18 protein-coding genes are annotated in these 20,372 nt (G+C 65.9%); 14 read left to right on the top strand and 4 right to left on the bottom strand.

All coding sequences use genetic code 11. The annotated features are described in order from the left end of the window. Positions 1-2: 2 nt before the first annotated feature. Complete coding sequence (locus FYJ92_RS11470) at positions 3-1,151, top strand: D-alanine--D-alanine ligase family protein (protein WP_185260846.1); 1,149 nt, start codon at positions 3-5, stop codon at positions 1,149-1,151. A gap of 72 nt (positions 1,152-1,223) precedes the next feature. On the opposite strand, the gene FYJ92_RS11465 is transcribed toward FYJ92_RS11470, so the two are convergent. Beyond that, a complete protein-coding gene (locus FYJ92_RS11465) occupies positions 1,224-1,727 on the bottom strand; it encodes a DUF3515 domain-containing protein (RefSeq protein ID WP_185260845.1) in 504 nt (167 codons plus the stop codon). A gap of 212 nt (positions 1,728-1,939) precedes the next feature. Here FYJ92_RS11465 and thiL point away from each other — a divergent pair, with 212 nt between their 5' ends. Genes thiL through rsmD form a run of 4 tightly spaced genes read left to right on the top strand, consistent with a single transcriptional unit; the run spans position 1,940 to position 6,822 of the window. Further along, positions 1,940-2,890, top strand: coding sequence for a thiamine-phosphate kinase (thiL, locus tag FYJ92_RS11460; protein ID WP_255482407.1), 951 nt, complete (start codon positions 1,940-1,942; stop codon positions 2,888-2,890). A gap of 22 nt (positions 2,891-2,912) precedes the next feature. Continuing rightward, positions 2,913-3,923 (top strand): DAK2 domain-containing protein, encoded by a 1,011-nt coding sequence (locus FYJ92_RS11455; protein ID WP_185260844.1) that lies wholly within the window; start codon positions 2,913-2,915, stop codon positions 3,921-3,923. After that, the gene (locus tag FYJ92_RS11450; protein WP_185260843.1) at positions 3,913-6,195 is read left to right on the top strand and encodes an ATP-dependent DNA helicase RecG; all 2,283 of its coding nucleotides are present in this window, start codon (positions 3,913-3,915) and stop codon (positions 6,193-6,195) included. The genes FYJ92_RS11455 and FYJ92_RS11450 overlap by 11 nt, the downstream gene beginning before the upstream one ends. A gap of 9 nt (positions 6,196-6,204) precedes the next feature. After that, complete coding sequence (gene rsmD, locus FYJ92_RS11445; RefSeq protein ID WP_185260842.1) at positions 6,205-6,822, top strand: 16S rRNA (guanine(966)-N(2))-methyltransferase RsmD; 618 nt, start codon at positions 6,205-6,207, stop codon at positions 6,820-6,822. Between the two features lie 39 nt (positions 6,823-6,861). Here rsmD and FYJ92_RS11440 read toward each other — a convergent pair whose 3' ends face one another. Both FYJ92_RS11440 and FYJ92_RS11435 read right to left on the bottom strand, forming a co-directional pair. Further along, on the bottom strand, positions 6,862-7,650 hold the full coding sequence (locus FYJ92_RS11440) for a spermidine synthase (RefSeq protein ID WP_185260841.1): 789 nt from the start codon (positions 7,648-7,650) through the stop codon (positions 6,862-6,864). Then, positions 7,650-8,879 (bottom strand): aminotransferase class I/II-fold pyridoxal phosphate-dependent enzyme, encoded by a 1,230-nt coding sequence (locus FYJ92_RS11435; protein WP_255482038.1) that lies wholly within the window; start codon positions 8,877-8,879, stop codon positions 7,650-7,652. Before FYJ92_RS11435 ends, FYJ92_RS11440 begins: the two co-directional genes overlap by 1 nt. Before the next feature lie 43 nt (positions 8,880-8,922). On the opposite strand from FYJ92_RS11435, the gene coaD reads away from it, so the two are divergent. From coaD to ftsY, 7 genes are all read left to right on the top strand, one after another. Continuing rightward, positions 8,923-9,423 (top strand): pantetheine-phosphate adenylyltransferase, encoded by a 501-nt coding sequence (coaD, locus tag FYJ92_RS11430; RefSeq protein ID WP_185260839.1) that lies wholly within the window; start codon positions 8,923-8,925, stop codon positions 9,421-9,423. Between the two features lie 124 nt (positions 9,424-9,547). After that, positions 9,548-10,072: a DUF177 domain-containing protein gene (locus tag FYJ92_RS11425; RefSeq protein ID WP_185260838.1), complete on the top strand. Its 525-nt coding sequence runs from the start codon at positions 9,548-9,550 to the stop codon at positions 10,070-10,072. 36 nt (positions 10,073-10,108) lie between these two features. Further along, positions 10,109-10,312 carry a 50S ribosomal protein L32 gene (gene rpmF / locus FYJ92_RS11420; protein WP_009356569.1) on the top strand — a complete coding sequence of 68 codons (204 nt, stop codon included), beginning with the start codon at positions 10,109-10,111 and terminating at the stop codon, positions 10,310-10,312. 21 nt (positions 10,313-10,333) lie between these two features. Continuing rightward, positions 10,334-11,074, top strand: a complete 741-nt coding sequence (gene rnc, locus FYJ92_RS11415; RefSeq protein WP_185260837.1) for a ribonuclease III — start codon at positions 10,334-10,336, stop codon at positions 11,072-11,074. Positions 11,075-11,082: 8 nt separating this feature from the next. Then, positions 11,083-12,030, top strand: coding sequence for a bifunctional DNA-formamidopyrimidine glycosylase/DNA-(apurinic or apyrimidinic site) lyase (gene mutM / locus FYJ92_RS11410; RefSeq protein WP_185260836.1), 948 nt, complete (start codon positions 11,083-11,085; stop codon positions 12,028-12,030). A 141-nt stretch (positions 12,031-12,171) separates the two neighbouring features. Next, positions 12,172-15,762 carry a chromosome segregation protein SMC gene (gene smc, locus FYJ92_RS11405; RefSeq protein WP_185260835.1) on the top strand — a complete coding sequence of 1,197 codons (3,591 nt, stop codon included), beginning with the start codon at positions 12,172-12,174 and terminating at the stop codon, positions 15,760-15,762. 55 nt (positions 15,763-15,817) lie between these two features. Continuing rightward, positions 15,818-17,020 carry a signal recognition particle-docking protein FtsY gene (ftsY, locus tag FYJ92_RS11400; protein WP_185260834.1) on the top strand — a complete coding sequence of 401 codons (1,203 nt, stop codon included), beginning with the start codon at positions 15,818-15,820 and terminating at the stop codon, positions 17,018-17,020. Positions 17,021-17,101: 81 nt separating this feature from the next. Here the strand turns inward: ftsY and FYJ92_RS11395 are convergent, their stop codons facing one another. Further along, complete coding sequence (locus tag FYJ92_RS11395) at positions 17,102-18,370, bottom strand: MFS transporter (RefSeq protein WP_370526261.1); 1,269 nt, start codon at positions 18,368-18,370, stop codon at positions 17,102-17,104. Positions 18,371-18,569: 199 nt separating this feature from the next. Here FYJ92_RS11395 and FYJ92_RS11390 point away from each other — a divergent pair, with 199 nt between their 5' ends. Together FYJ92_RS11390 and FYJ92_RS11385 are read left to right on the top strand one after the other, a co-directional pair. Continuing rightward, a complete protein-coding gene (locus tag FYJ92_RS11390; protein WP_185260833.1) occupies positions 18,570-19,919 on the top strand; it encodes an ammonium transporter in 1,350 nt (449 codons plus the stop codon). After that, positions 19,916-20,254: a P-II family nitrogen regulator gene (locus tag FYJ92_RS11385; RefSeq protein WP_056349123.1), complete on the top strand. Its 339-nt coding sequence runs from the start codon at positions 19,916-19,918 to the stop codon at positions 20,252-20,254. Before FYJ92_RS11390 ends, FYJ92_RS11385 begins: the two co-directional genes overlap by 4 nt. The last annotated feature ends 118 nt before the right edge of the window (positions 20,255-20,372 follow it).

The following is a 20,372-nucleotide window of genomic DNA, read 5'->3' as shown; positions in this document are numbered from 1 at the left end:
CGATGTCCGACGATAACCTGACCGCAGCGGACTCAGCCCCCCGGGCCAAACCCCGCGTCGCGGTGCTTTTTGGTGGCCGGTCCAGCGAGCATGCCGTGAGCTGCGTGACCGCCGCCGGCGTGCTGGGCGCCATCAACAAAGATAAATACGAAGTCATCCCCATCGGCATCGCCAAATCGGGGCAGTGGGTGCTGGCCGCGGGGGATACCACCCAGTGGTCGCTGTCTGCGTCGGCATTGCCGGAGGTCGCTCCGTCGTCACAAACCGTGACACTGGCCGAGATCGGCGGCGAGCACCAGCTGATCGTCGCCTCGCCGAACCAGGTCCCGCAGGAACTCGGCACGGTGGACGTGGTATTTCCGCTGCTTCACGGTCCCTTTGGCGAGGACGGCACCATCCAAGGACTCCTGGAACTGTCCGACACCCGCTACGTCGGCGCCGGCGTGCTCGCGTCGGCTGTGGGCATGGACAAGCACTACATGAAGGTTGTTTTCGAGTCCGCCGGGCTGCACGTGGGGCCGTACATTGCCGTTACGGACCGGCAGTGGGTCAAGGACGCGGAGGCCGTGCGCAAACGGGTGGACCAACTCGGCTTTCCCGTGTTCGTCAAGCCGGCGAGGGCGGGTTCGTCCATGGGGATCTCTAAAGTAGACTCGCTCGAAGAGCTCGACGCCGCCGTCGAGGAAGCCCGACGCCACGACCTCAAGCTCGTCATCGAGGCCGGCATCGTAGGGCGGGAAATTGAGTGTGCCGTCCTGGAAGGACGCGGGACCGATTCCCCCCGGACGTCTATGCCGGGTGAAATTTCCGTCGCCGCCGGAACTCACGAATTTTACGATTTCGACGCCAAGTATGTTGAAGACGACGCCGCCTCGCTGAGCTGCCCCGCCGACATTTCCGAGGAAGCCATCGTGCGCGTCCGGGAACTCGCGTCGGCCGCCTTTGATGCGGTGGGGGCCGAGGGCCTGAGCCGCGTGGACTTCTTCTATACGCCCGACGGTGACCTGATTATCAACGAGATCAACACCATGCCGGGGTTTACGCCCAAGAGCATGTATCCGCAGATGTGGGCAGCATCGGGCCTGGACTATGCGGCCCTGATTGATGAGCTGATTTACCTGGCCTTGAACCGGAAGACCGGCCTTCGGTAATCCCCACCGGCACCCTAACCTCGCTCCGCTTCGGCTAGGGAACCCTGCCGGCGTGGGCCCACCACGGGTACCCTACCGGGTGGACGGCAGGTTCTGAAGATCTTCCTGGCCCACGCAGTTCCGGCTGGCCGGGACCTTTCCGGCTGAGGCGGAAAGATCCGCCAGGACGGTCGCGGAGCTGATCTTCCCCGGATCCATCAGGATTTCGGTGGCGGGTTCGCGGCCGAAGGTAGTCAGCGTCCATACCGGATCGCCCTCCTTGATGACCCAGTCGATGCCGTTGACACTCACGCACCGGTCCGTTGTCGGGCCTGGAACGTTGACGCCGCAGCGCAGAATCACCTGGGACGGGTCCCCCCACGCTGCAGTGGCCTGGCTGTTGGTTTTCCGCAGGGCGGCATCGCCGATGGCGTCCGGAAGGGCCACCATCATGGGAGCGCAGGCAGGGTTCGCTGCATCGCCGGCGGCGGTGACATCCACGGTCGGGGCGCAGGCGGACAGAAGGGCTCCTGCGAAGGAGGCAGTCAGCAGGATTCCGGACACGCGGACAGGCAGGGAAAAACGGGGATTGCGCATCCATCCAGCCTATCGTCGCTGCCGTGTGGTGCGGGACGCACAATGGACCGTGCGGCCGTTTAGCGCACCTGACCAGCGATGGGCCGATCAGCAATGTCGGTGCCGCGCTGTAGCGTAGAGGCGTGCCTGAAATCCCGTTGACTGAAGAAACGCTGACTGTCGCCGCGCTGTCCGAAACCGAATTGCTGGCCCGGATCTTTCCGCGGCTGGAAATGGGTGGAACTCACGGTTCGGCAACCCTGCTCGGCCCTGGAGACGATGCCGCCATTGTCGCCGCTCCGGATGGCAGGACGGTAATCAGCATCGATACGCAGGTGCAGGACCAGGACTTCCGGCTTCAGTGGCCCAACGGGTACCGGACCACGGGCTTCGACGTCGGCTGGAAGGCGGCGGCCCAGAACCTGAGCGACATCAACGCCATGGGCGGCGTGGCCACGTCGCTCGTGGTGAGCCTGACGTTGCCGCCCGCAACTCCTGTCAGTTGGGTGGCGGACCTGGCGGACGGCCTGACCGCGGGTATCAGGGAACTCGGGGCCACCAAATGCTCGGTGGCCGGGGGTGATCTGGGCCGCGGCAGGGAAATCTCTGTGACGGTCGCCGTGCTGGGCTCACTGGCTGGCGGCAAGGCGGTTCGGCGGTCGGGGGCCCGTGCCGGTGACGTCGTGGCCCTGGCCGGGACGGTGGGCCGGGCCGCGGCCGGGCTGGCGCTCCTGGAATCGGAGAACGCGGTGCAGTCACTGCCGCCGGCGCAGCGGGTGCTCGTGGAACTCCAGTGCAGACCGCGGCCGCCGCTGGCGGCCGGGCCGCTGGCCATGGCCGCCGGCGCAACCGCCATGCTGGACATCTCTGACGGACTGGTGCGCGACGGCGGCCGCCTCGCCGCCGCCAGCGGCGTCGTCCTTGACCTTGACCCCGCAGCACTGAAACCTCTTGCAGAAGCCCTGCGTCCGGCGTCGGACCTTCTCAGTGCTGACCCCATGGCCTGGGTGCTGGGCGGGGGAGAGGACCACGGGCTGCTGGCCACATTCCCGGCCGGCGTTCAGCTGCCTGCCGGATTCACTGCGATAGGCTCAGTACAAGCCCTGGACAGCACCACACTTCCGGGCGTCACAATTGCGGGCCACGCCGCTGGTACCGGGGGATGGGATCACTTTGCAGACTAAGGTTGCCGCCAACGCGCTAGCGATGAAGCGGTGGTTGGACAACGCTGAAACCGCCGTTGCCAACCACAGCGACCGTCTGAATGCCATCAACATCTTCCCCGTGGCGGACGGTGACACCGGCACGAACCTTTACCTCACCGTGCGGGCAGCCGCCCGTGCCCTGCACAGGGATCCGGCAGGGCAGGACGAGGCAGTCCCTGCTGACGCCGGCCAGTCGGATGTCGGGGCAGTGCTGGCGCGCGCCGGCCGGGCCGCGATGGAGCAGGCCCGCGGTAACTCCGGAACCCTCTTCGCGGTTTTCCTCTGCGCCGCGGCTGAGCCCCTGGCCGGTCACACCCGCCTGACGTCTACCCTCCTTGCCGCCGCATTGAACCGCGCCCAGATCCGGGCCTGGTCCGCGTTGAGCGATCCCGTAGCAGGCACCATGCTGTCGGTCATGGAAGCCGCCGCCCGGGCCGCTGCGGCGGTGGACGCCGGGCACAACGGCGACGACAGCAACCAAGCCCTGGGCAAAGCCCTCGACGCTGCCGTCAACGGTGCATTGAACGCCGTAGTCAGCACCGAGAGCCAGCTGGCCGCCCTTGAAGCCGCCCATGTCGTCGATGCCGGGGGCGTTGGCATGCTGCTCATCCTTGATTGCCTCCGTTCAGCTGTCCTGGGCGAAGGGCTGCAGGGCGAACTCCTCGACGGGCTACATGGCTATGACGTGCAGGACCCCCACATCCATGCTGACATGCCGGTTGACGACGGCGTTGAGGTCATGTGCACCATCAGCCTTTCGCCGCTCAGCGCGGCCACCCTGCGCCAGCGGCTCGACGAAATCGGCGAGTCCGTCATCATGAGCCAGGTGGATAGCCTGGCCGATGCTGAGGGCAGCTACCGGTGGCGGGTCCACGTCCACGTCCCGGACGCCGCACCCGCGGTCGCCCTGATCCGATCCCTCGGCGAACCCAGTGACATTTCGGTCAGCGAACTCGCCATGGCCCGGGATCCCGAACCAGCTCCGGTGAGCTCCAGTGGGCATGAGCGCTGAACTCGACCTGGGCCTGGAACGCCTGATCGGACAACGGTCAGCGTCGGCTATTGAGAAGCACCTGGGCATCGCCACAGTGGGCGGACTGCTGAATTACTTCCCCCGCCGCTACCTGAACCGCGGCGAACTGACACCCATCAGTGACCTCCCCGTGGACGAGGAGGTCACCCTCATTGCGCGGGTGCTCTCCAACAGCACCCGCAAGATGCATACCCGCCGCGGTTCCATCACCGACGTCGTGATTACGGACGACGCCGCCTCCCACGGCCGTCCGCGCCTTGCCGCCGTGGGCCCCGGCAGCGGGCACGGCACGCTCAAGATCACCTTCTTCAGCGGCTACCGGGCCCAAGCCCAGCTCCTGCCCGGCCGGCGCGTGATGTTCTCCGGAAAAGTGACCAGGTACGGCCCGTCACTGGGCCTGACCAACCCGGACTTCCACCTCCTGGACGAGGACCCGGACATTCCGGCCATGGACCCCGAAAAGCTCGCCGCCATGCCGATCCCGGTGTATCCGGCCACCGCAAAGCTCACCAGCTGGTCGATTCAGAAAGTCATCTCCACCCTGCTGGAAACCGTGGATCTTGACGCCCTGCCGGATCCGCTGCCGGAGTCGGTCGCCGCGCGGGAGAACTTCCTGCCTGTGGCTGAGGCCTACCGGCTCATCCACAAGCCGGAATCGCACGCTGACTGGAAGAAGGCCCAGGAGCGATTGCGCTACCAGGAGGCCCTGGTCCTGCAGGCGGCATTGGCACGACGCCGGGCTCAGCTTGCGGCCGAGGAAGCCACGGCGCGGCGCCCGGCCACCAACGGGCTCCTGACGGCGTTCGACAAGCAGCTTCCCTTCAGCCTCACCGCCGGGCAGGCCACCGTCGGAAAAATGCTTGCCGCTGAACTGGCGCAGGACAGTCCCATGAACCGGCTGCTGCAGGGTGAGGTCGGCTCGGGCAAGACCATCGTCGCGCTGCGGGCCATGCTGCAGGTGGTGGATGCCGGCGGGCAGGCTGCGCTTCTGGCGCCAACGGAGGTCCTCGCCGCCCAGCACTTCGATTCCATCCGGCGGACCCTGGGCTCCCTGTCCCGCGACCCCATGCTGTCCCCTGACGGGCTGCTGGGCAGCCTGGCCGAAGGGGCCGTGCAGGTCACTCTCCTCACCGGCTCCATGCCCACCGCCGGGCGGAAACGGGCCATGCTGGACGCCGCATCCGGCGCGGCCGGGATCGTGATCGGCACGCATGCGCTGCTCAGCGACAATGTCGTGTTCTACGACCTTGGCCTGATCGTGGTGGACGAACAGCACCGGTTCGGCGTGGAGCAGCGGGACGTCCTGCGGTCAAAGGCCAACAAGCCGCCGCACCTGCTGGTCATGACGGCCACGCCCATTCCACGCACCGTGGCCATGACGGTCTTCGGCGACCTCGAAACCTCCATTCTGGACGAGCTCCCCGCAGGCCGGGCGCCGATCTCCACGCATGTGGTGGGCCTGGCCGAGAACCCCGGCTGGGCCGACCGCATCTGGTCCCGATCCCGTGAGGAAATCGACGCCGGGCACCAGGTATATGTGGTGTGCCCCAGGATCGGAACGGACGACGACGGCGACTTCAGTCCTGGGGAAGCGGAACCTTCCGCGGCTGACCTGGCAGCGGACGGCGCTGTGCGCGAGCTCGCGTCGGTGACCGCCGTCGTCGAACATCTCCAGCAGGAGCCGGCTCTAGTCGGTGTACCGCTGGGGCCCATGCACGGCCGTCTGGACACTGCGGTCAAGTCCGCCGCCATGGCGGATTTTACGGCCAACCGGACCAAGCTCCTGGTCTCCACAACTGTCATCGAGGTGGGGGTCGACGTCCATAACGCAACGTTGATGGTGATCCTCGACGCAGACCGCTTCGGCATTTCCCAGCTGCACCAGCTTCGCGGCAGGGTGGGCCGCGGCGGGCTTCCCGGGACGTGCCTGCTGGTCACCACCCTGGAACGCGGCCACCCGAGCCGGCGCCGGCTGGACGCCGTGGCGGCAACCACCGACGGCTTCGAGTTGTCGCAGGAGGACTTGAAGCTGCGCCGCGAGGGCGACATCCTGGGCGCTTCGCAGTCCGGCGGCCGCTCCACACTGAAACTGCTGCGCGTGCTGGAGCATGAGGACATCATTGCGCAGGCGCGCCAGGACGCCCAGGAAATTGTGGGCGCAGATCCTGCCCTGGCGCGGCATCCGCGGCTGGCGGAGGCCATCGACGAGTACTTGAACCCCGAGAAGGAGGCGTTCCTTGAGCGCGGATAGGAGGCGGCCATGAGCCGCATCATCGCGGGCGCCGCAGGCGGGACCCCTCTGGTGAGCGTCCCCGGCTCCCTGACCAGGCCCACCACCGACCGCGTTAAGGAGGCGCTGTTCTCCCGGCTCGACGCCTTTGGGATCATTGCCGGTGCCCGGGTCCTGGACCTGTACGCAGGGTCGGGCTCGTTGGGCGTGGAGAGCGGCAGCAGGGGCGCTGACACCGTTGACCTTGTGGAATTCGATGCCAAGGCCAGTTCCGTGTGCCAGCGCAACGCGGACCTGATCAACGGTGTACTGGGCCGCAAGGCCGTGACGGTCCACCGGTCCAAGGTGGAGTCCTTCCTGGAGCGCGCGGTGGAGACGTCCAGCTGGGACCTGGTGTTCCTGGACCCGCCGTATCCGCTGGATGATCCTGCCCTGTCGGCGGTGTTGGGCAAACTAGCCGATCGTCTGGCCCCTGCTGCCGTGGTGGTGGTGGAGCGGTCCACGCGTTCACCGGAGCCGTTCTGGCCGGCCGGCCTGGAACGGTTCGCGGAGAAGAAGTACGGTGAAACGCGGCTCTGGTTTGCGGAGCCTTTTGTGCCTGACGCCATCGCGCCGGACGTTGTTCTTGAAGAGCAGGAGCAGGCTTAGGGCCTGGCCCGGGATGCCGGAGAGGCAGGGAGCGACGGCTCAGCCGGAGAGGCCATCCAGGTCCACGCCCGCAAGAACCTTCGCAGGGTGTGGGCCTCGTACCGTCAATTCGGCTGTCCAGGTTTCAGGCCACGCGGTCTGCGTTCCGGCGAGGATGATGTTGCCGGGGTAGCGGCCCGCGAACATCCCGGTTTCGGCGAAGGCGGCAACGTCAGTCATGGCGCGGCGCATGGCGGCCGCCTGACTTCGCACCAGGGTCAGTCCGGGTTCGTCGCCCACGTTGACGATCAGCAAGCCTCCCGGTGCGAGGCGTGCACGGACCTCCTGGTAGAACTCCTGGCAGGCGAGGTGGGCCGGGGCTTCCGGACCAGAGAAAATGTCCAGGATCACGACGTCGAAGTGAAGTTCAGGGTCCAGGTCCGCCAGGGCGTCGCGGGCATCGCCGATCACGGAATGCAGGTCGGTTCCGTCAGGAAGGGGGAGTTGCTGCAGGACAAAGTCGAGGAGCTCGCGTTCCAGCTCCACCGCATACTGGACGGATCCAGGCCTCGTCGCCTGCACATAGCGGGCCAGGGTCAGGGCTCCAGCCCCAAGATGCAGGGCTTTGATCGGCTGACTTTTGGGAGCGGCGAGATCCACCAGATGGCCGATCCGTCGCAGGTACTCGTAGAAGATCTCCTCAGGATGCGCCAGATTAACGTGGGACTGCTCGGCCCCGCCGATACTCAGCACGTAGCCGCCCTCGGTGAAAGCATCGGGCTCGATGGAGGCGTGCTGTCCCGTGGTCCGCAGGAACCGCGTGGATCGTGTGCCGCCGGGATCCGCCATCAGAGCTTTCCGCTGAGGGTCGCCAGCCTGGCGGCGGCCTCCTCGAGGAGCGCCACTTTCTTGCAGAACGCGAACCTGAGCAGGCTCCGTGTCCGTTCCGCGCCCTCCGGGTGGCAGAAGACGGGGACGGGGATGGCGGCCACTCCCACCAGTCCGGGTAGCCTTCGGGCCAGGTCCACGGAGTCGCTGATGCCAAGGGGTGATGTGTCCACGCTGACGAAATAAGTTCCTTGCGGCGTGTAAACGTCGAATCCTGCGGCGCGGAGGCCCTCGCTGAGGATGTCCCGCTTCTTCTGGAGACTGGCCGAAACCCCCTGGTAAAACGCGTCCGGCAGTGCGAGGCCGGCCGCAATGGCCGACTGGAACGGTGTACCGGAGCTGTAGGTCAGGAACTGCTTGACCGTGCGGACAGCCGCCACCAGGTGTTCCGGGCCGGTCAGCCAGCCGATCTTCCAGCCGGTGAAGGAGAAGGTCTTTCCTGCGGACGAGATGGTGATGGTCCGCTCAGCTGCACCCGGCAGGGTGGCGACGGGAATGTGCCTGACACCGAAGGTGAGGTGCTCGTACACCTCGTCGGTGACGATGAGGCAATCATGCTTTGTGGCAAGCTCGACGACGCGCTGCAGGACATGCCGGGGGAAGACGGCGCCGGTGGGGTTGTGCGGATTATTCAACAGCACCACCCTGGTGCGGTCGGTGAACGCCGCTTCCAGCGCCATCATGTCCGGGTAAAAGTCCGGAGCCAGCAGCGGGGCCGTGACGTGGGTGGCGCCGGACAGGCCGATTACGGCGCCGTACGAGTCATAAAAGGGTTCAAACGTCAGCACCTCATCACCGGGGCCGACGAACGCCAGCAACGTTGCGGCGATCCCTTCGGTGGCGCCGGTGCTGATGATGACCTCGGTCTGCGGGTCCGGGGTCAGCCCGTAGAAACGCTCCTGGTGTGCGGACACGGCCTCACGCAGTTCCAGGATGCCCTTGCCGGGCGCGTACTGGTTGGCTCCGGCTTCGATGGCGGCCATCGCGGCCGCCTTGATTTCCAGCGGTCCGTCCTCGTCAGGAAAACCCTGCCCGAGGTTGATGGCGCCGGTCTGCGCCGCCAGCGTGGTCATCTCCTCGAAGATGGTGACGCCAAGTTGGCCGGCGGGTCCCAGCAGGTTGGCGCCTGAGGCGGCGCGCTGCCACGGCGCAGGCACTGTGGGCATGGAAAGGTCCCGTGGTGGATGCATGGAGTCATGGTATCCCGGCAGTCCCATGCGGTAGGTTCGGTGCATGAGACGCGCTGTCTGCCCCGGATCCTTTGACCCCATTCACAACGGCCATCTCGAGGTCATCGCCCGTGCCGCGGGCCTCTTCGATGAGGTGATCGTGGCGGTGTCGACCAATTATGCGAAGAAGTACATGTTCAGTCTGGGGGACCGCCTGGACATGGCGCGTGAAACCCTGGCGTCCCTCAAAGGCATTGTGGTGGAACCGGTGGGCGACGGTCTTTTGGCCGAGTACTGCCGCCAGCGCGGGGTCTCCGCGATCGTCAAAGGTCTCCGCTCGTCCTCGGACTTCGACTACGAACTTCCGATGGCCACGATGAACCGCCAGCTCAGCGGCGTCGAAACGGTGTTCCTGCCGGCCGAGGCGCACTACCTGCATTTGTCATCCACCCTGATCAAAGAAGTGGCCGGTCTGGGCGGCAGCGTGTCCGACTATGTGCCCCGGTCGGTACATAAAAGGTTGCTCGCGGGCGGGTCTGCGTCCGATCAGCCGCCAAGAGGGTAGGCTAGTCCGGTACTTCGACGGCCGTCCGTCGCCTGGTTTGAGTCCCTGCGGTTCTTCAGGCTAAGATGGTACGTCGGTCATATGTTCAACAGGAGTTCTCATTAAACGAGATGCTAGTTCGCCCTTGGCGTTCGACGTCAAGGATATCGGGCGCAGCCCGGGAAGCATGCGGACACTGAAAGAACATGTACCCGCACCAAGTGACCTTGGTGTGGCACTCATTGGCGTTCAGGAAGGCTCGGACATCGAGCTGGATCTGAGGCTTGAGGCCGTACACGAAGGAATTCTGGTATCAGGAACCGCGGTCGCCGAAGTAAAAGGCGAATGCGGCCGATGCCTGGATCCCCTTGCGTATGACCTTGAGGTCAATGTGCAAGAACTTTTCTTCTACGAGGGCGCTCAGTTCTCCGACGGAGAAGACGAAGAAGAGCAATATCGAATCGAGTACGATCTAATCGATCTTGAGCCGGTGTTGCGGGACGCAGTTGTAACCATGCTGCCGTTCCAGCCGGTGTGCCGGGAAGACTGCCAGGGCCTTTGCTCCGAATGCGGAGTACGCCTGGAAGACGAGCCGGGGCACCACCACGAGGTCGTAGATCCTCGCTGGGCTGCCCTAGCTGACTTGGCTAAGCCTGACCGGCAAAACTGATTTGTAAGTGTTTTTCTAGAGAGAAATGAGTTAGCCGTGGCTGTCCCGAAGCGGAAAATGTCTCGCTCGAATACCCGCGCCCGCCGCTCCCAGTGGAAGGCAACTGCCCCCCACCTGGTGAAGACCGTAGAGAACGGCCAGGTTACTTACAGCCTGCCGCACCAGGCGAAGGTCGTTACCGACTCGGCTGGCACTGCGTTGTTCCTTGAGTACAAGGGCCGCAAGGTCGCAGACGTCTAATCGGCCGCTTGGGCTGACATGATGTCTTCAACTGAAGAGCTTCTGAAGCGTCTCGGTGTCTCCATTGACGCCGGGACGCTTCGTCTTGCTCTCACACACCGTTCCTACGCCTACGAAAACGGCGGCATCCCCACTAACGAGCGGCTCGAATTCCTGGGCGACTCCATCCTGGGCTTCTCCGTGACCGATGCCCTGTACCGGGACAACCCCACCCTGCCGGAAGGCGACCTTGCCAAACGCCGCTCTGCGGTGGTCAGCACGCGCGCCCTCGCCGGCATCGGCCGAAGCCTCGGCATCGGGGATTACATCTACCTGGGGCAGGGCGAAAAGCTCACCGAGGGCAAGAACAAGGCTTCCATCCTGGCGGACACCATGGAAGCCCTCATTGGTGCCACCTACGTGTCCAACGACATCGAGACTGCCCGTCAGCTGGTTATGCGCCTGATTGGCCCGCTCCTGAAGGATGCTGCCGCACTCGGCGCCGGCACCGACTGGAAAACCAGCATCCAGGAACTGGCAGCCAGCAGGCAGATGGGCACTATCTACTACGCCGTTGAGGGGGCGGGGCCGGACCACGCCCGAACCTTCACAGCGGTCCTGAATATTGGTGGCAAACCGTACGGCAACGGATCAGGCCACTCGAAGAAGGAAGCGGAGCAGGAAGCTGCCGCGGACGCCTGGCGTCAGCTCTCCGGAACCGCCGGAACCTCCGCTGCCCCTGCAGCGGACGGCGCGTCACCAGAGTCTTCCCGCAGCGCCTAGGCTGAGCCGTGCCCGAACTGCCTGAAGTTGAAGTGGTCCGCCGCGGACTGGTGAGTTGGGTCCGCGGCCGAACCATCACAGGGGTAGACGTGCTGGACCCGCGCTCCCTCCGCCGGCATGCCATGGGCCCTGATGACTTCAGGGGCAACCTCCAGGGCACCACGGTTGTGGACGTTGTGCGCCGCGGAAAATTCCTGTGGATGCCGCTGAGTGAGGCTGCGGAGTCCGCTGGCGCACCGCCTGTCGCCCTGATGGCCCACCTCGGGATGAGCGGCCAGCTCCTGTTGCAGGACGGCGAAGTGCCGGACGAGAAACACCTCAAGGTCAGGCTGCGGCTGAGCCCCGCGGCCGGAATGCCTGAACAACTCAGGTTTGTTGACCAGCGGATTTTCGGCGGGCTGTTCGTCACCGGCATGATTCCCACGGACGACGGCGGCCCTGGCGGCCAATCGGAATCTCCCGTGGCGCTGATCGCTGAGGAAGCTTCCCACATCGCCCGGGACCCGCTGGACCCGGCGTTTTCCTTTGAGCTTTTTTACGGCAGGCTGCGGAAGCGCAAGACGGGCCTCAAACGCGCGCTGTTGGACCAGGGACTCGTCTCAGGAATCGGCAACATCTATGCCGATGAGGCCCTGTGGCGGGCAAAGCTGCACTACGCCAGGCCCACCGATACGCTGCGCCACGGCGACGCGGAACGGCTCATCACCAGCTCCCGCGAGGTCATGCTGGACGCTCTGGCGGCAGGAGGCACCAGTTTCGATGCGTTGTACGTCAACGTCAACGGGGCCTCTGGTTATTTCGACCGCTCCCTGAACGCCTATGGGCGGGAAGGCAAACCCTGCAGCCGTTGTGCCGCCGTCGGAATGAATTCCACGATCCGCCGCGAGCAGTTCATGAACCGTTCCTCATACTCCTGCCCGGTCTGTCAGCCGCGCCCGCGTAACGGACGCTGGTAGGCCGCCGTCGCCCTGCCGGGCATGATCGGGCGCTGTCCGGTGCAGGGACAGACACCCGGAAATCCGCGGGTTTCCGCCATAACGCAGTAGATTTGGGGCAGCAAAGCAGCCGCTTCAGCCACTCAGGAGACCAGAAACACCTTGCACCTCAAAAGCCTTACCGTCCGTGGGTTCAAGTCGTTCGCATCGGCAACAACCTTCGATTTTGAGCCTGGCATCACGGCAGTGGTGGGGCCGAACGGCTCCGGCAAGTCCAACGTGGTGGACGCCCTCTCCTGGGTGATGGGGGAGCAGGGAGCCAAAACGCTCCGCGGCGGCAAAATGGAGGATGTCATTTTTGCGGGGACCTCCGGGCGCCCGCCGCTTGGCCGGGCCCACGTCTCCCTGACCATCGACAACACCGACGGCGCTCTGCCCATCGAGTACAGCGAGGTCACCATCTCGCGGACTCTCTTCCGCACCGGCGGCTCCGAATACGCCATTAACGGTGCCAGCTGCCGCCTCCTCGATATCCAGGAGCTGCTCTCGGATTCCGGTATGGGGCGGGAGATGCATGTCATTGTGGGCCAGGGCCAGCTGGACAAGGTCCTGCACGCCACGCCGGAGGACCGCCGCGGCTTCATCGAGGAGGCGGCCGGGATCCTCAAGCACCGCCGCCGCAAGGAAAAAACGGTCCGCAAGCTTGAAGCCATGCAGGCGAACCTGCAGCGGCTGAGCGACCTGACCGGGGAGATCAGGCGCCAGCTCACGCCACTCGGCAAGCAGGCTGATATGGCGCGCCGCGCCCAGCGGGTCCAGTTCGACGTGCGCGACGCACGGGCGCGGCTGTTGGCCGACGACCTCGTCCGCCAACAGAATTCACTCGAGCAGGATGTGGCCGACGAAACGGCGCTGAAGGCCCGCCGCGCGGCGGTGGAGCAGCAGCTGGAGGCGGGGCGACGGCAACAGGCGGCCGTGGAACAGCTCGCAGCCGAGGCCACACCAAAGCTCAACGCCGCCCGGGATAACTGGTACCGGCTCTCCGCTTCCAGGGAACGGCTTCGTTCCCTTGGCTCGCTGGCGCAGGAACGCGGCCGGCTGCTGGGTGCCGTTGATGCTGAACCGTACTCGGGCAGGGATCCTGAGCAGCTGGAACGGCAGGCCGTCCGGGTCCGGGATGAGCTGATGGAGCTGGAGCGCCACATCCTTGACCGCCGCAGCGCGCTGGACTCGAGTACGGCGGCGAAGAACGCGGCCGAACTCGAGGCGTCTGCCGAGGAGAAAAGGCTGACTGCCGTCCTCCGGGCCGCAGCGGACCGCCGCGAGGGCCTCGCGAAGCTTGCCGGACAGGTCGGTGCCGCACGATCGCGGGTTGAATCCGCGCAGGCCGAGCTGGGCCGGCTGCGGGAGTCACTCGCCGCAGGACAGGAACGCCGCCGCCGGGCCCAGTCCGAGTTCACCGCCCTGGAAACCCAGGTGGCGGGGGTGGAAGAGGGGGAGGAAAGCCTCGACGCCGACTACGAGGACGCCAGCGCAGAGCTCGACGCCGTCGTCCAGGAGATTGCCGAGCTGACGTCCGTGGGGGGAGAAGCTGTCCGCGAACGTGACGCCCTCGTGGCCCGCCGGGACGCGCTGCAGCTCGGCCTTAACCGAAAAGACGGCGCAGCGCACGCCCTCAACTCCGGGCTGGACGGCGTTGCGGGAGCGCTTGCCTCGAACCTCACTATTCAGCCGGGTTATGAGGCTGCGATTGCCGCGGCGCTGGGCGGGGCCTCCGAAGCGATCGTGGTCCGGGATCCTGACGTGGCCGCCGTCGTGGTTCAACTTCTTAAAGACGACGATGCGGGGCGTGCCTCCCTGCTGCTGGCGTCTGCTGTTCCCATGCGGGACGCAACTTCCGGCACGGGTGAACCCCTGCCGGCAGGCGCACGATGGGCTGTGGACTTGGCATCCGCCGGGGGCGGGCCCGCCCTTGCGGTGGCCGCGCTCCTGACAGGGGTGGCAGTTGTTGAAGACCTGGATGGGGCGGGGCTGCTGGTCGCCGAACGCCCGGACCTGACAGCCGTGACCCGGGCCGGGGACGTGTTTACCGCCCTTACGGTGACTGGCGGCTCGGCGAAGGCGCCGTCCCTGCTCGAGGTGCAGGCCGCCGTGGACGACGCCGAGGCCCGGCTGGCCGTTGTCACCGCGGACCTGGAACGGAACCGGTTCGCCCTGGCCGGCGCCGAGGCCCGGCGCGCCGAGGCCCGGACAAGGACGGAGGCTGCCCTGGACCGCCTGCACGATTCCGACGCCCGGCTCGCGGCCGTGGCCGAAAAGCTCGGCCACCTCAACTCCATCCTGCGCAGCGCCGTCGGTGAAAGCGACAGGCTCGCCACTTCGCTGGCCAGGGCGGAGGCCAATGTTGTGACAGAGGAGCAGGCGCTCGCCGCCGTTGCCGCGCGCCTTGCCGCGGCGCAGGAGGCGCCGGCTGAAGAGGAACCCTCCACCGAACAACGTGATGCCCTCGCTTTGGCGGCGTCGTTGGCCAGGTCTGCGGAGATGGACGCGAGGCTCTCGCTGCGCAGCACGGAAGAGCAGCTGACCGCCACGAGCAACCGGGCTCTATCGCTGGAACGGGCAGCGGCCACCGAACGCCGGGCACGCGAAGAGGCCGCCGAACGGGCGCGCCGCCGTCGGATCCAGGCCCAACGGGCGGCTGCTGTCTCCGCTGCGGTGGAGTTGGCAATCCGGTTCATCGACGTGTCTGTTGAGCTGGCCCGGCATGAACGCGACCTCGCCGAAGAGAACCGGGAAGAACGGGACCGTGCGCTGCTGGAGACCCGGACAACCAATGACACCCTGGCCCGCGAACTGGCGGAACTGACTGACTCGGTTCACCGGGACGAACTGGCCCGCGCCCAGCAGCGGGCGCGGATTGAAGCCCTGGAAACACGTTCCATCGAAGAACTCGGGATTACGCCCGACGTCCTGGTGGCGGACTTCGGCCCGGACGTTCCCGTGCCCGTCCCTGCAGAGGAAAGCGGCGACAAATGGGCGGCTCTGCGGACCCCCGTGGACGACGACGGCACACCGGTCGCCGACGGCAAGCCCTTTGTCCGCGAGGAGCAGGAGAAGCGCCTCCGGAAAGCCGAAAGGGACCTGTCAGCCCTGGGCAAGGTCAACCCGCTGGCGCTCGAGGAGTTCGCCGCCCTGGAGGAACGGCACCAGTTCCTCAGCACCCAGCTGGAGGACCTGAAATCCAGCCGCAAGGACCTGCTGGACATCATCAAGGAAGTGGATGATCGGGTCCAGCGTGTCTTTAGCGAGGCCTTTGAGGACACCCGGGACCAGTTCGTCCATGTCTTTGAACGCCTCTTTCCCGGCGGCGAAGGCCGGCTGGTGCTGACGGATCCTTCGGACATGCTCACCACCGGAATCGAGGTCGAAGCGCGACCTGCCGGCAAGAAAATCAAGCGCCTCTCACTGTTGTCAGGAGGAGAACGGTCCCTCACCGCCGTCGCCCTTTTGGTTGCTATCTTCAAAGCCCGCCCCTCGCCGTTCTATGTCATGGACGAGGTTGAAGCGGCCCTGGATGACACCAACCTCGGCCGGCTCATCACCATCTTCGAAGAGCTGCGGGAGTCCAGCCAGCTGATCGTGATCACGCACCAGAAACGGACCATGGAAGTGGCTGATGCCCTGTACGGCGTCACCATGCGCGGCGACGGCGTGTCCACCGTCATCAGCCAGCGGCTGGGGGCCGACGTATAGCGTCCGCGCAGGTGGCCGCCCCGATCCCCTGCCACGTTTGTGAGAAGCTAGGGGAGTGAATGACATCCTCCCCATTATTCTGTCCATCGTTGCTGCCCTGGCGGTTATTGGCGGGCTGATCCCGGTCCTGTTGAAGACGCGGAAGAACATCACCCAGTACCCCGGGACCCGCGACGCCAATGATCCCGTCGCCGGCGGGGGAACGCTGCTCGAGGACGCGCCCGTGGTTCCGGCCGAGCGCAACGCTCCCGCCGGCGTCGACCTCGAAGACCTTGAAGTCACCGACGTTCCTGATGACGTGGCAGGCCTGGAAACCATCCAGGTTGAGACCCCCCTTCCCGTTGCCGGCCGCCTGACCCGGCTCCGCGAGCGTCTGGTCCGGTCGAACAACATCCTCGGCAAGAGCCTGCTTGCGTTGCTCTCCAGCGACAAGATCGACGAGAACGTCTGGGATGAAGTGGAGGAGACCCTCCTGCTGGCCGACCTCGGCACCGAACCCACCATGCAGCTGGTCGACGCCCTCCGGGAGCGCGTGAAAATACTCGGCACCAGGACACCCGAGCAGGTCAAGGCTCTGCTCCGCGAGGAACTGATCAAGCTGGTGGACCCCACCATGGACCGCGCACTGCGCACCGACAGGCACGCGGACAAGCCGGCCATCGTGCTGGTGGTCGGCGTCAACGGCGTGGGCAAAACCACCACCGTGGGCAAGCTCGCCCGCGTGCTTGTTGCCGAGGACAAGGACGTCCTGCTGGGCGCGGCGGACACCTTCCGCGCCGCGGCCGCCGAGCAGCTGGCCACGTGGGGCCAGCGTGTGGGTGTACCCACCGTGAAGTCCGACGTCGACGGCGCAGACCCAGCGTCCGTCGCCTATGAGGCGGTTAAGGCCGGCATTGACCAGGAAGTCGACGTTGTTATGATCGACACCGCCGGCCGCTTGCAGAACAAGACCGGCCTGATGGACGAACTTGGCAAGGTCAAGCGTGTCATCGAAAAGCTGGCGGAGGTTGACGAGGTTCTGCTGGTTCTGGACGCCACCACCGGCCAGAACGGCCTGAACCAGGCCCGCGTCTTCTCCGAGGTAGTGAACATCACCGGCATTGTCCTGACCAAACTGGACGGGACCGCGAAGGGCGGCATCGTGGTGGCCATCCAGAAATCACTCGGCGTGCCCGTCAAGCTGATCGGTCTCGGCGAAGGCGCCGATGACCTGGCCCCGTTCGAAGCCGAGAGCTTCGTCGACGCCCTGTTGAACTAGGAACCGGGTTTACCCAAACACCGGCTTTACACAACGAGGGGTGAGTCCCCGCAGCTAAGCCGAGGCTTTAGTGGCGGGAACTCACCCCTCAATGCGTTTAAGCGGCTCTCGCGTCACAGTCCAGCAAGCAGCCGCGAGCACCAGCACGGCGCCGGTGACCCCGAATGCCCAGCCGTAGCCCAGCCGGTCTGCCAGAACTCCCACCAGGACCGGTCCGGCAATGGCGCCGACGTCCGAGGCCATCTGGTAGACGGCCAGGACGCGCCCGCCGGACCGCTCATTGCCGATGACATCTGCGACGGCGGCCTGCTGGGCAGGACCCAGCAGGCCGGACCCAGCCCCGGCCACAACCGAGGCGGCCAGGAACCAACCCAGGTGGGACGTGAAGCCGATGGCGGCCGTGGCGAGACCGGCGACCAGGAGCCCAACGACCATCAACGGCCGCCTGCCCATGCTGTCCGCCAGCCGGCCGGAGAATGTCAGCGCTGCGGCATTTCCGGCAGCAAAAACGGCCAGCGCCAGGCCGGCAGCCTCCGGACCGGCCTCGAGCGCAGCAACCGCAAACAGCGGGACGGTGGCCATCCGCACACCGAACGTGGCCCAGCCGTTGGCGAAGCTGGACATCACTGCCGAGCGGTACGCACCAACTCGCCAGGCCTCGGTGAACGGCATGTCAGGGGCGCGGCCCACAGTGGACCGGGCCGCCGACGGCGCGTGGCTGAGCTGGGTCTGCACCACCGCGGCAGCAAGGATCAACGCGGCCGCATAGCAAAGGAACGGTACCCGCAAGCCGAATCCAGCCAGCAGCCCGCCCACCACCGGGCCCAGGACGCTGCCGATCAGGAACGCGGACGCGTAGGCGCCGGATACCCTGCCCCGGCTTTCCGGCGGCGCCAGCCGCACCACAAGGGCCATGGAAGCCACCGTGAACATCACCGAGCCCACACCGCCAAGCCCCCGGAAGACCAGGAGCTGCCAATAGTCCTGGGCAAAGGCGCACGCCGCGGTTGAAACCGCAACAATCAGCAGCCCCGCCACATAGATCGGCCGCTCACCCCAACGGGCAATCAAGGCCCCGCCCGCCGGCGCGAACACCAGCCGCATGAAGGCGAAGATGCTCACGATCACGGCGGCGGCCGTCGCCCCGACGTCGAAAGTGGTGGCGAACTGGGGCAGGACCGGCGCCACCAGCCCAAACCCGAGGGCAATCAGGAACGCCGCAGCGAGCATCACCTTGATGTCGCGCGGAAGCGTGGGCCTCTGCGGGCGGATAACTGACAAAATCCGCGTTGTGGCGCGGCTCACGCGTGATGGTGCCGACATGTGGCGGTTTCCTTGCAAGGTAGGCAGCCGAGGCTCGGCGACAGTGGTGAAACATAACCGTAACAAGCCAGATATGCACCATTTACTTCCGGGAGGTTGTTGTAACAAGCCAGCAATGAAAATCCTCTGCGGGCGAAACACGGCAGCGACAGACTCGATGCAGGACGCAAAAGGCGTTAGTAAGGCGGAGCATTCCGCAGCATCGATCATAGGGAGGACGTGCACCATGGAACTTACCGCAGGTCACGTATGGCTCATGGTGGCAGCAGCACTCGTGCTGTTCATGACACCAGGTCTGGCATTTTTCTACGGCGGCATGACGCGCGCCAAAGCTGCACTGAACATGATGATGATGAGCTTCATCTCCATCGGCATGGTCGGCGTAGTCTGGGTGCTCTGGGGCGCTTCGATGAGCTCCGGCGAGGGCTTCCTGCAGATCGTCGGGAACCCGTTCGCCACCTTCGGCCTTGAAGGCATCACCAGCCCCGACGGGCTCATCAAGGTAGGCTACGCCGCCACCTTCGCCATCATCACCGTCGCCCTCATCAGCGGCGCGATCGCTGACCGCGCCAAGTTCGGCGCCTGGACCGTCTTCGTCCCCGTCTGGGTCACCCTCGTCTACTGCCCACTGGCCTACATGGTCTGGGGCGGCGGCCTCTTCGGCCCCGAAGGCGCCATTGGCCAGGCCCTCGGCCCGGCCATCGACTTCGCCGGCGGCACCGTGGTCCACATCAACGCCGGTGTGGCAGCCCTCGTACTCGTCCTGATCATCGGCAACCGCCGCGGCTTCGGCAAGGACCCCAACCACCGCCCGCACAACATCCCGTTCGTGATGCTCGGTGCAGCCATCCTGTGGTTCGGCTGGTTCGGCTTCAACGGCGGCGCGGCCACCACTGCTGAGCAGGGCGGCCTGATCTGGGTCAACACTCTCGCAGCCCCGGCCGCGGCAATGCTCGGCTGGCTCGTCACAGAACGCATCCGCGACGGCCACCCCACCTCCCTTGGTGCAGCCTCCGGTGTGGTTGCCGGCCTGGTTGCCATCACCCCTGCCTGTGCCAACGTCAGCCCGGTGGGCGCGCTCGGTCTCGGTGTCGTCGCCGGTGTCGCCTCGGCCCTGGCCGTCGGCCTCAAGTTCCGCTGGGGCTTCGATGACTCCCTGGATGTTGTGGGCGTTCACTTGGTCTCCGGCATCATCGGAACGGTTGCCCTGGGCTTCATCGCCCTCCCCGCCGACGGTCTGGGCGGCGGCCTCTTCTACGGCGGCGGCGCGGCCCAGCTTTGGGCCCAGCTCGCAGCGGCAGGCATCGCCATCGCCTACTCGGCGACCCTCACGGCGATCATCGCCTTCGCCATCCACAAGACCATGGGCTTCCGGGTATCCCAGGAACAGGAAGCTGTTGGCGTTGACCTCAGCCTGCACGCCGAGACGGCGTACGAGTTCGGAGTGGGCGGCCACGGCGGGAGCTTCCAGCCGTTTCACGAACTGATCACGGGCAAGGGCTCGGCCGCTGACGGCTCAGTTGCCGGCGCAAAGAAGTCCGATCCGGCAGCAGGCAAGGAAAGCGTGGAAGCATGAAACTGATCACAGCCATCGTCCGCCCGGAGAAGCTCGAAGCCATCCGGGAAGGCCTGGAGTCATACGGTGTCCAGGGGCTGACGGTCAGCGCGGCCAGCGGCTACGGCCGCCAGCGCGGCTACACGGAGGTCTACCGCGGAGCGGAATACAACGTGGACCTCCTGCCCAAGATCCGGGTTGAAGTCCTCGCCACGGACGAACAGGCCGATGACATCCTGGACGTCATCATCGCCAGCTCCAACACCGGCCGAGCGGGCGACGGCAAGGTCTGGACCGTGGACGTCTTCGAAGCCGTCAGGGTCCGGACCGGCGAACGCGGCGTCGCCGCCATCTAGCTGTTCCGGAAATCTATTGATCCACACGAAAGAGCGGGCAGGGAACCTCCAAGGTTCCCTGCCCGCTCAGTATTTTCTGGCATACGCAGCCGGCGCCTACAGCCAGGACTTAGCCAGC

The organism is Pseudarthrobacter sp. NBSH8, from assembly GCF_014217545.1.
Classification (GTDB): Bacteria; Actinomycetota; Actinomycetes; order Actinomycetales; family Micrococcaceae; genus Arthrobacter.
Note: the sequence above shows the minus strand (reverse complement) of the source record. Positions and strands in the feature narration are given on the sequence as shown.

Excerpts from the sequence above, each read along its gene's own strand:
- rsmD (WP_185260842.1), top strand. The coding sequence starts at position 6,205 with ATGAGCCGCATCATCGCGGGCGCCGCAGGCGGGACCCCTCTGGTGAGC.
- FYJ92_RS11470 (WP_185260846.1), top strand. The coding sequence starts at position 3 with ATGTCCGACGATAACCTGACCGCAGCGGACTCAGCCCCCCGGGCCAAA.
- thiL (WP_255482407.1), top strand. The coding sequence starts at position 1,940 with ATGGGTGGAACTCACGGTTCGGCAACCCTGCTCGGCCCTGGAGACGAT.
- FYJ92_RS11385 (WP_056349123.1), top strand. The coding sequence starts at position 19,916 with ATGAAACTGATCACAGCCATCGTCCGCCCGGAGAAGCTCGAAGCCATC.
- rnc (WP_185260837.1), top strand. The coding sequence starts at position 10,334 with ATGTCTTCAACTGAAGAGCTTCTGAAGCGTCTCGGTGTCTCCATTGAC.
- coaD (WP_185260839.1), top strand. The coding sequence starts at position 8,923 with ATGAGACGCGCTGTCTGCCCCGGATCCTTTGACCCCATTCACAACGGC.
- FYJ92_RS11465 (WP_185260845.1), bottom strand. The coding sequence starts at position 1,727 with ATGCGCAATCCCCGTTTTTCCCTGCCTGTCCGCGTGTCCGGAATCCTG.
- FYJ92_RS11455 (WP_185260844.1), top strand. The coding sequence starts at position 2,913 with ATGAAGCGGTGGTTGGACAACGCTGAAACCGCCGTTGCCAACCACAGC.
- FYJ92_RS11390 (WP_185260833.1), top strand. The coding sequence starts at position 18,570 with ATGGAACTTACCGCAGGTCACGTATGGCTCATGGTGGCAGCAGCACTC.
- FYJ92_RS11450 (WP_185260843.1), top strand. The coding sequence starts at position 3,913 with ATGAGCGCTGAACTCGACCTGGGCCTGGAACGCCTGATCGGACAACGG.
- FYJ92_RS11440 (WP_185260841.1), bottom strand. The coding sequence starts at position 7,650 with ATGGCGGATCCCGGCGGCACACGATCCACGCGGTTCCTGCGGACCACG.
- FYJ92_RS11435 (WP_255482038.1), bottom strand. The coding sequence starts at position 8,879 with ATGCATCCACCACGGGACCTTTCCATGCCCACAGTGCCTGCGCCGTGG.